5 protein-coding genes are annotated in these 10113 nt (G+C 54.1%); 1 reads left to right on the forward strand and 4 read right to left on the reverse strand.

The window, feature by feature from the left end:
* Positions 1-165: 165 nt before the first annotated feature.
* The 4 genes from JYB63_RS16295 to JYB63_RS16310 are packed head-to-tail and all read right to left on the reverse strand — an operon-like array spanning position 166 to position 3359.
* On the reverse strand, positions 166-1335 hold the full coding sequence (locus JYB63_RS16295; RefSeq protein ID WP_205658961.1) for a glutathionylspermidine synthase family protein: 1170 nt from the start codon (positions 1333-1335) through the stop codon (positions 166-168).
* 1 nt (position 1336) lies between these two features.
* Positions 1337-1921 carry a DUF1190 domain-containing protein gene (locus JYB63_RS16300; protein ID WP_205658962.1) on the reverse strand — a complete coding sequence of 195 codons (585 nt, stop codon included), beginning with the start codon at positions 1919-1921 and terminating at the stop codon, positions 1337-1339.
* An 11-nt stretch (positions 1922-1932) separates the two neighbouring features.
* Complete coding sequence (locus tag JYB63_RS16305) at positions 1933-2340, reverse strand: DUF350 domain-containing protein (RefSeq protein WP_205658963.1); 408 nt, start codon at positions 2338-2340, stop codon at positions 1933-1935.
* Between the two features lie 23 nt (positions 2341-2363).
* Complete coding sequence (locus tag JYB63_RS16310) at positions 2364-3359, reverse strand: potassium channel family protein (protein WP_243432018.1); 996 nt, start codon at positions 3357-3359, stop codon at positions 2364-2366.
* 678 nt (positions 3360-4037) lie between these two features.
* Between JYB63_RS16310 and JYB63_RS16315 the strand changes: the two genes are divergently transcribed.
* On the forward strand, positions 4038-10113 hold a 6076-nt coding region (locus JYB63_RS16315), incomplete at its 3' end, for a cadherin-like domain-containing protein (protein WP_205658965.1).

Raw genomic sequence — 10113 nt, forward strand, 5'->3', positions numbered from 1 at the left:
ATCATTCCGGTAAAGGAAACGGCGGTCCTTACTGGCCGCCGTTCGTCAGGGATGACTACCTTTCCCTCTGATGAGATTACCTTGCGTCATGCCCCTTTGACTGCCGGGTGACTGATGATGAGCACCAACATCACTGGCGCTCTTTATCTGTAAGCCATGAACAAGTTAGTTATCCAGAATGATGTGCGGCACAAAACGGGATAAGTCCTGAGTGATCTGGCTGCTGTCTTCCCGGACGGACATGCCCGCGGGACGGTCATTGATTAGCCAGGAACCGATCAGTGTATGATTGCCTGCAAAGCGGGGCAGGGGACAGTATTCCTGATAAATAAAGCCTTCCTCACCGTACGGACCTTCTGAAGCTTCAATCTGTTGTCCGTCCACATGAATGCTGACATTAGCGCCTTCACGGGCAAATATTGGCTTGCGTACATAGCGGCTCAGCCCGGACGATGGCATGTCTTCTTCAAAATAGGACGGCAGCAGGTTGGGGTGGCCGGGAAACATTTTCCAGAGTAGCGGCAGAATCGCTTTGTTGGATACCAGTGCTTTCCATGGAGGTTCCAGCCAGGACACGGCGGATTTTTGCAGCAGGTCGCCAAAGTCTTCCCGGAGCATAAATTCCCAGGGGTAGAGTTTAAACATCCAGCGAATCTGTTCGCTGTCGATGTCGGTAAACACATCTCCGACGCCGTGGCCGATATCTTCCACATAGGTGAACTTATTGCGGATACCGGCTTCGCTGGCACAGTCCTGCAGGTATTGCACGGTGCCGCGGTCTTCATCGGTGTCTTTAGCACAGGCAAAATGCAATACGGAATCTAATCGTGGCTGACGGATTTCACGGAACCGTTCGATCAGCTTTTCCTGCAGAGAGTTGTACTGATCAGCCTGCTTGGGTAAGTCACCACTGTTGATCTTGTCTTCCAGCCAGAGCCATTGCCAGAAACCGGTTTCATACAGGCTGGTGGGGGTGTCGGCGTTATTTTCATAGAGTTTTGCCGGGCCGCTGCCGTTGTAGGCCAGGTCCATGCGGGAATAGAGGCTCGGGTCCTTGCGCAGCCAGGAATGCCGGATCAGATCCCGGTGTGCGTCCGGGATCTGAAACTTCTCCATCAAGGATTCGCTGCTAACCACTTCATCCACGGCAGCCAGACACATCCGGTGCAGTTCTTCTGTCGGGTCTTCAATATGATCCTCAACCTGCTGCAGGCTGAATTCATAGTAGACGGACTCATCCCAGTAGGGTTCGCCGTACATGGTGTGGAAGGTAAAACCGAATTCTGCGGCCCGGGTTTGCCAGTCCGGGCGTTCCCTGCACTCGTGGCGTTGCATATCAGCCTCCCCGGCTGGAACGGGACGCAACACTCAGGCCAAAGCCTCCCCGGGAAAGTGTCCGGGTGGTAGTTGGCTTAAGTTTGAAACTGCTTTTATCCACAGTGATGGTGCCGAAGCGTTTCGGGCCGTAAACGATACCGTCAGCGCTGGTCCACTTACCGAACACCCGCGAACGTCGGGATTTAGAGCTGTAAAGCGGGCTCGAGATGTAATCATCATCGTCCCAGTCATTACCGTTGTAGAACAGGAAACCGGCCATGATAGGCATGAACCAGGTTTGGTTGTTCAGGACGTTATAGGGGATGCACTGCTCATCACCGAATTCATCTTCACAGGCTGGTTCTGTCTGATATTTAGGGCCGGTACGGAATGACTCCGACTGGGCATGGCGGTATGCTGCTTCGCAGTCCTGCATCATCAGCGGGTTCTCTGCGATACACTGGGCAACGGTTTCATACACTTCTACATCCACGTCGCTGCAGGAAACCAGCATCACGGATGAAACCGCCACTGCCAACGGCTTAAGGCGCGGATTCAGACATTTACGCATCCGCTGCAGATTTATAGCTTGGGTCCTTTTCATGGCTATATCCTTCAGTAAGTCATGCAGGCCGCATTTAACAGGCCAACTGCCACCGACAGGCCGCCGAGCATGATGCCAGCTGAGATTTCGTTATCCTTAATCCGCTGTACCAGTTTCGGCATGAAGACAAAACGCAGGATAAGAAATGCCAGAATCTGGGCAACCAGACCGATTACTCCCCAAATGGCAAAATCGATCAGTGAAACTGAGTTTGCTGCAGCGCTGGCCAGTGCCAGTGAAAAGCCAATGATGGCACCGGTAAAGCCGGTTGCAGCGGCAATGTTCTGTTCTTCCCTGACCAGCTTCCATTCATCGTAAGGGGTTATAAACGCATAGATGAATTTAAACGCCATTAACAAGCCGATCGCCACGGCAAAATACAGGGCAAAGTTTGTGAGTCCTTCGAGTGAGGTAAGCATGCAATATCCTTTGGCAGTGAGGCTTAAAATGTATCCCAGTTAAGCTGGTTAATCCGTTCATCGGCAATGTAATACAGTGTACTGCCCGGTGCAACGGACTGGTCCAGCGCCGGGTTCAGTTCAATGGCATCGTATCCCTGGCTGGAAACACCGATCAGTGTGGCGGCATATTCTTCTTTGAGTTTCAGGAATAAGTCCCTCACGGTGACTGTTTTATCGGCACCAAAAGGCATGGAGTACTGGGTCATACCGCTGTGTACATCCAGTAACTGATGATGCAGGGCGCTGGAGCCCGGATCCATAGCCGACTTAGCCAGCATCTCAATGGCGACGGACGGCATGCACTCAACATTCGGGCAGTGGGCCTTAAGCAGTTTGCCGAGGCTTTCTTCCTTGAAGTACGCAATGATATGGGCGTCGGGGTTCTGATCAGAACAGTACAGGGCCGTGGTCATGCTCAGATCATCTTCAGGGTTATCGATGATGATACAGCTGGCCTGTTTCAAAGCAGCGCGGGACATCTGTTCGTCATTGTTGAAGCTGTTCACCCGGATAAAGCCGATTTCGTCCGGTAACGGATTTTCAATATCGGCTTTCACACACAGTGCCACCCGCTGGGTTTCGTGGTGATATTCAATCTCCCGTAACAGCAACCTGATGAGCTGTAATGTACGCTCATTATTCCAGCCAATGATCAGAATATGCCCGGTGTAATCTAACGTTTTCAAACCTTTTAACCCCTTTCGCCATTGGAATGAAACAAATGCCGCCAGCCTGCCGACAGCCAGACCGAACAGCCCGAGGCCGAACGGAATCACAAACAGAGAAACAATGTATTTACCGGCCGCCGTTGTAGGAGAGAAATCTCCGTAGCCAACGGTGGATGCCGTTACGATCATCCAGTAGATGAAATCTGCACCGGTAAGCAGTGCTTGTTCACCGGCTAACTGAAGTAACCCCCAGCTCATTACGACATAAAAGACGATGGCCAGCACGATGCTGTACCAGCGTAAATCCATAAAGTGCCGGAGGAAGACTTTTTTAATTCTGAAGAGCAAAGGCATTGATTCCGGAAACCTCTGTGCATGAATCGGATTGAACGTCTCCAGACGTCAATTTACCTAAATTTATCAACAGTATGAAGCGGCCTTCTTTAAGATGGAAGTCCGGTTACAGATATTAAGGAACACCCGGTATATAAAGTAGCTGATCGCTGGCAATAATATCTTTTCTTCTTCGGATAGCCGGGGCAGATAATACTTTTTTCGTCCATCAGTAATTGGATGAGGTGGGGCGGGTATAGCAGCATTTTCTGTTAGTTTTTTCAGATTTGATTCAGACAGATATGGTGGGATAAGCGTGCTTGTTACGGGTGTTTTTCTTCGGGGTTGCGAAGCGTTAATAAGGTTTCTGTTATGGGGGGATTTTGTTAAAATTCGCGCCATATTTTTACGTGCCGCAAGCTGTCATCCGATGGCTGTATTCATCTTGTATCAAGCGTTTTTACTGTAAAAATGTGTCTCATAATGACACGTGCTACAGACCTTTGCCGCTGCAGACGGCAATCGTTCTGTAGTACGATTTTTATGTTGTTGTTTTATCTTGATTTATCGTGAAAAGGAACGCTTTGTGCATTCTTTTCCGGAAATATGTTCATTGTTTACAAATACCTCTTGGGGTATTCAAGTGAGGTCGGTATGGCTGATACCAGGGTTGATGTAGTGATTATCAGTGTTGAAGGTGATGTAGTGCTGCTTTCCGAAGATGGAAAGTTGCGAGCCGCCACTGCTGAAGAAAAACTTTATCCTGGCGACAAGATTATTACCGCAGACAACAGCGCTGTGACAGTGAACCTGAGTAATGGTGAAGAGCACCTGCCTGCCGGCAGTACGGCCCTGGTTGTAGTTGATCCGGAAACCGGAGAGGTTAGCCTGAATATCCAGTCACTGGCCGGACAATCTGAAATTGACGGCGAGCTGTCTGCCATTGAACAGCTGATTCTGGCGGGTGCTGACCCGACAGAGCTGTTGGAAGAAACCGCTGCCGGAGCACAGGGCGGCAACGGAGCGGCAAGTAATAGCGGATTCAGTGCGCTTGGCGAAATTTCCCGCAGCGCCGAGTCGGTAATTGCCACTGCCGGTTTTGAGAGTGAATCAACAGTTAATCCGAATGATACTGAAGCGGATAACTCAGCGTTTATCGATATTAATAACCTGCAACCGAACCTGGCAAACCTGGTTATAAACCTGACCGCTGCGGATGATGAAGCAACTACTGCTGAAGATTCAGCGGTAAGCAGTACGGTAGCAGCGAACGACAGTACAACCAGCGGTGGTGTTTTAACCTATGCGGTTACGACCGGCGTCAGTAACGGCACGTTGGTATTCAATACCGACGGCACTTTTACATACACGCCCGACCCAAATTTTAACGGAACCGACAGTTTTACCTACACAGTAACAGACCTGTTCGGTAATGAGACTGCTACTCAAACGGTAACTTTGAACGTAACGCCTGTTACAGATCTGACCGCGGGCGATGATACTGCAACCACCGATGAAGATACCGCAGTAAATGGCACCGTAGCGGGCAATGACTCCACTACCAGTGGCGGCGCTCTGACCTATGCCGTGGCGACTGGCGTAAGCAACGGTACTCTGGTGCTAAACACCGACGGCACCTACGCCTATACGCCAAACGCTAACTTCAACGGTTCGGACAGCTTCACCTACACGGTCACCGACGCGGCTAGCGGCGAGAGCTCTACGCAGACCGTCACCATCACCGTGAACCCGGTCACCGATCTGACGGCTGCCGATGACACGGCAACCACCGACGAAGACACCGCGGTAAATGGCACCGTAGCCAGCAACGACTCCACCACCAGTGGCGGCGCGCTGACCTATGCCGTGGCAAGCGGTGTAGCGAACGGTACCCTGGTGTTCAACACCGACGGCACCTACACCTATACGCCAAACGCTAACTTCAACGGTTCGGACAGCTTCACCTACACGGTGACCGACGCGGCTAGCGGCGAGAGTTCTACACAAACGGTAACCATCACGGTTAACCCGGTCACCGATCTGACGGCTGGTGATGATACGGCGACCACCGACGAAGACACTGCAGTAAACGGCACCGTAGCCAGCAACGACACCACTACCAGTGGTGGCACATTGACCTACGCAGTCGCGAGCGGCGTGAGCAACGGTACGCTGGTGTTCAACACCGACGGCACCTACACCTACACCCCGGATGCGAACTTCAACGGTTCCGACAGTTTCACCTACACGGTAACCGATGCGGCCAGCGGCGAAACTGCCACCCAGACCGTAACCATCACCGTTAATCCGGTGACAGACCTGAGCGCAGCAGATGACACGGCAACCACCGACGAAGACACGGCAGTTAACGGTACGGTGGCAGGCAACGATTCCACTACCAGTGGCGGCACCTTGACCTATGCGGTGGCGACTGGCGTATCCAACGGTACTCTGGTGTTCAACACCGATGGTACTTACACCTATACGCCAGATGCCAATTTCAATGGCAGCGACAGCTTCACGTATACGGTGACGGATGCCGCCAGTGGCGAAAGTTCTACGCAAACCGTGACCATCACCGTGAATCCGGTGACGGACTTAACGGCTGCGGATGACACCGCGATCACCGACGAAGACACCGCGGTAAACGGCACCGTCGCGGGCAACGACTCCACTACCAGTGGTGGCACACTGACCTACGCAGTCGCGAGCGGTGTGAGCAACGGTACGTTAGCCTTTAATGCTGACGGCACCTACACCTACACGCCGAACGCCAATTTCAATGGTAGCGACAGCTTCACGTACACCGTGACCGATGCCGCCAGTGGCGAAAGTTCTACGCAAACCGTCACCATCACTGTGAACCCGGTGACTGACCTGACGGCTGCGGATGACACGGCAACTACCGACGAAGACACCGCCGTAAACGGCACGGTAGCGGGCAACGACTCCACCACCAGTGGCGGAGCCCTGACCTATGCGGTGGCAACTGGCGTAGCGAACGGCACCCTAGTGTTTAACACCGATGGTACTTATACCTACACGCCAAATGCGAATTTCAACGGCAGTGACAGCTTCACTTACACCGTCACTGATGCGGCCAGCGGCGAGAGTTCTACGCAGACCGTAAACATCACGGTTAACCCAGTGACAGACCTGACGGCCGCTGACGATACCGCGACCACAAGTGAAGATACGCCACTCAATGGCACAGTATCTGCGAATGACAATACTACCAGTGGCGGCGCGTTGACTTATGCCGTCGCTACTGGCGTAAGTAATGGCACCCTGGTGTTTAACACCGACGGCACGTATACCTATACGCCGAACGCCAACTTCAACGGCAGTGACAGCTTCACTTACACGGTGACTGATGCGGCCAGCGGCGAAACTGCCACCCAGACCGTTACGATTACTGTTGATCCGGCAGGAGACTTAACTGCCGGGGACGATACCACGACCACTGACGAAGACACCGCGGTAAATGGCACGGTGGCGGGCAACGATTCCACCACCAGTGGCGGCACACTGACCTACGCAGTTGCGACTGGCGTGAGCAATGGCACTCTGGTGTTCAACACCGACGGCACCTACACCTATACACCGAATAACAACTTTAATGGCAGTGACAGCTTCACCTACACCGTCAGTGACCCAACCAGTGGTGAAAGCCTGACACGAACCGTCACGATCACCGTAAACCCGGTGACGGATTTGACCGCTGCAGACGATACCGCGACCACTGATGAAGACACGGCCGTAAACAGCACGGTAGCGGGCAACGACTCCACCACCAGTGGCGGTGCGCTGACCTATGCAGTCGCGACCGGTGTGAGCAACGGTACCCTGGTGTTCAACACCGACGGTACCTATACCTACACGCCAAACGCTAACTTCAATGGTTCTGATAGCTTCACTTACACGGTAACTGATGCCGCCAGCGGCGAAAGCTCTACTCAGACTGTAACGATCACCGTGAATCCGGTGACTGATCTGACGGCGGGCGATGACACGGCAACCACTGACGAAGATACTGCCGTAAATGGCACCGTTGCGGGTAACGACAGCACTACCAGTGGCGGCACACTGACCTATGCTGTGGCGACTGGCGTGAGCAATGGTACCCTGGTGTTCAACACCGATGGCACTTACACCTACACGCCTAACGCTAACTTCAATGGCAGTGATAGCTTTACCTACACGGTGACCGATGCGGCCAGTGGCGAAAGCTCTACGCAAACCGTCACCATCACCGTGAACCCGGTCACCGATCTGACGGCAACCGATGACACGGCGACCACCGACGAAGACACCGCAGTAAATGGCACCGTTGCGGGTAACGACAGCACTACCAGTGGCGGCACACTGACCTATGCTGTGGCGACTGGCGTGAGCAATGGTACCCTGGTGTTCAACACCGATGGCACTTACACCTACACGCCTAACGCTAACTTCAATGGCAGTGATAGCTTTACCTACACGGTGACCGATGCGGCCAGCGGCGAAAGCTCTACGCAAACCGTCACCATCACCGTGAACCCGGTCACCGATCTGACGGCAACCGATGACACGGCGACCACCGACGAAGACACCGCAGTAAATGGCACCGTCGCGACCAACGACTCCACCACCAGTGGCGGCGCGCTGACCTATGCAGTGGCAACCGGTGTAAGCAACGGTACTCTGGTATTCAATACTGACGGTACTTACACCTACACCCCGGATGCGAACTTCAACGGTTCGGACAGCTTCACCTACACCGTGACTGATGCGGCCAGTGGCGAGAGTTCTACGCAAACAGTCACCATCACCGTCAATCCGGTGACTGATTTAACGGCAGCCGATGACACCGCGACTACTGATGAAGACACTGCCGTAAATGGCACCGTAGCCAGCAACGACTCCACCACCAGTGGTGGTACGCTGACTTATGCAGTCGCGACTGGCGTGAGCAATGGCACGTTGGTGTTCAACACCGATGGCACCTATACATACACACCAGATGCGAACTTCAACGGCAGCGACAGTTTCACCTACACAGTGACCGACGCGGCGAGCGGTGAGAGTTCTACGCAAACCGTCACCATCACCGTGAATCCGGTGACTGACTTAACGGCTGCCGATGACACGGCAACTACCGATGAAGACACGGCGGTAAATGGCACTGTAGCCAGCAATGACAGCACCACCAGTGGCGGCGCCCTGACCTACGCAGTTGCCACCGGTGTAGCGAACGGCACGTTGGTGTTCAACACCGATGGCACCTACACCTACACACCGAACGCCAACTTCAACGGTTCGGACAGCTTCACGTATACGGTGACCGATGCGGCGAGCGGCGAAAGCTCTACTCAGACGGTAAACATCACGGTTAACCCTGTGACCGACCTGACGGCTGCGGATGACACGGCCGCCACCGACGAAGATACCGCCGTAAACGGCACGGTAGCCAGCAACGACTCCACCACCAGTGGCGGCGCCCTGACCTATGCGGTGGCGAGTGGCGTAGCGAATGGCACCCTGGTGTTCAATGCTGACGGTACTTACACCTATACCCCGGATGCTAACTTTAATGGTTCGGATAGTTTCACCTACACAGTAACTGACGCAGCTAGCGGCGAAACGGCCACCCAGACCGTCACCATTACCGTCAATCCGGTGACCGACTTAACCGCTGCGGATGACACGGTAACTACCGACGAAGACACCGCTGTAAACGGCACCGTAGCGGGTAACGACAGCACTACCAGTGGTGGCTCACTGACCTACGCAGTCGCCACCGGTGTAGCGAACGGCACCCTGGTGTTCAACACCGATGGCACCTACACCTACACACCGAACGCCAACTTCAACGGTTCTGACAGCTTCACCTACACGGTGACCGACGCGGCCAGCGGCGAAAGCTCCACGCAAACCGTCGCCATCACGGTGAACCCGGTCACGGATCTCACCGCTGCAGACGATAGCGCGACCACAGATGAAGATACTGCGGTAAACGGCACGGTAGCCAGCAACGACTCCACCACCAGTGGCGGCGCGCTGACTTACGCAGTTGCGAGCGGTGTAAGTAACGGCACCTTAGCCTTTAATGCCGACGGCACTTATACATACACCCCGGATGCGAACTTTAACGGCTCGGACAGCTTCACCTATACAGTGACCGATGCGGCCAGCGGCGAAACCGCAACTCAGACGGTAACGATCACGGTCAACCCTGTGACTGACTTAACGGCTGCCGATGACACGGCGACCACCGACGAAGACACCGCGGTGAACGGCACCGTCGCGGGTAACGACTCCACCACCAGTGGCGGCGCGCTGACCTATGCAGTGGCGACTGGCGTGAGCAATGGCATTCTGGTGTTCAATACCGATGGCACCTACACCTACACGCCAAATGCGAACTTCAACGGTTCGGACAGCTTCACTTATACCGTGACCGACGCGGCGAGCGGCGAGAGTTCTACACAAACTGTCATGATCACGGTTAACCCGGTGACCGACCTGACCGCTGCCGATGACACCGCGACCACTGACGAAGACACTGCGGTAAATGGCACCGTCGCGGGCAACGACTCCACTACCAGTGGCGGCACACTGACTTATGCCGTGGCGACTGGCGTGAGCAACGGTACACTGGTGTTCAACACCGATGGCACCTACACCTACACGCCAAATGCGAACTTCAACGGTTCGGACAGTTTCACTTATACGGTCACCGATGCCGCCA

It is taken from the genome of Aliamphritea spongicola (genome assembly GCF_017051665.1).
Lineage (GTDB): Bacteria > Pseudomonadota > Gammaproteobacteria > Pseudomonadales > Balneatricaceae > Amphritea > Amphritea spongicola.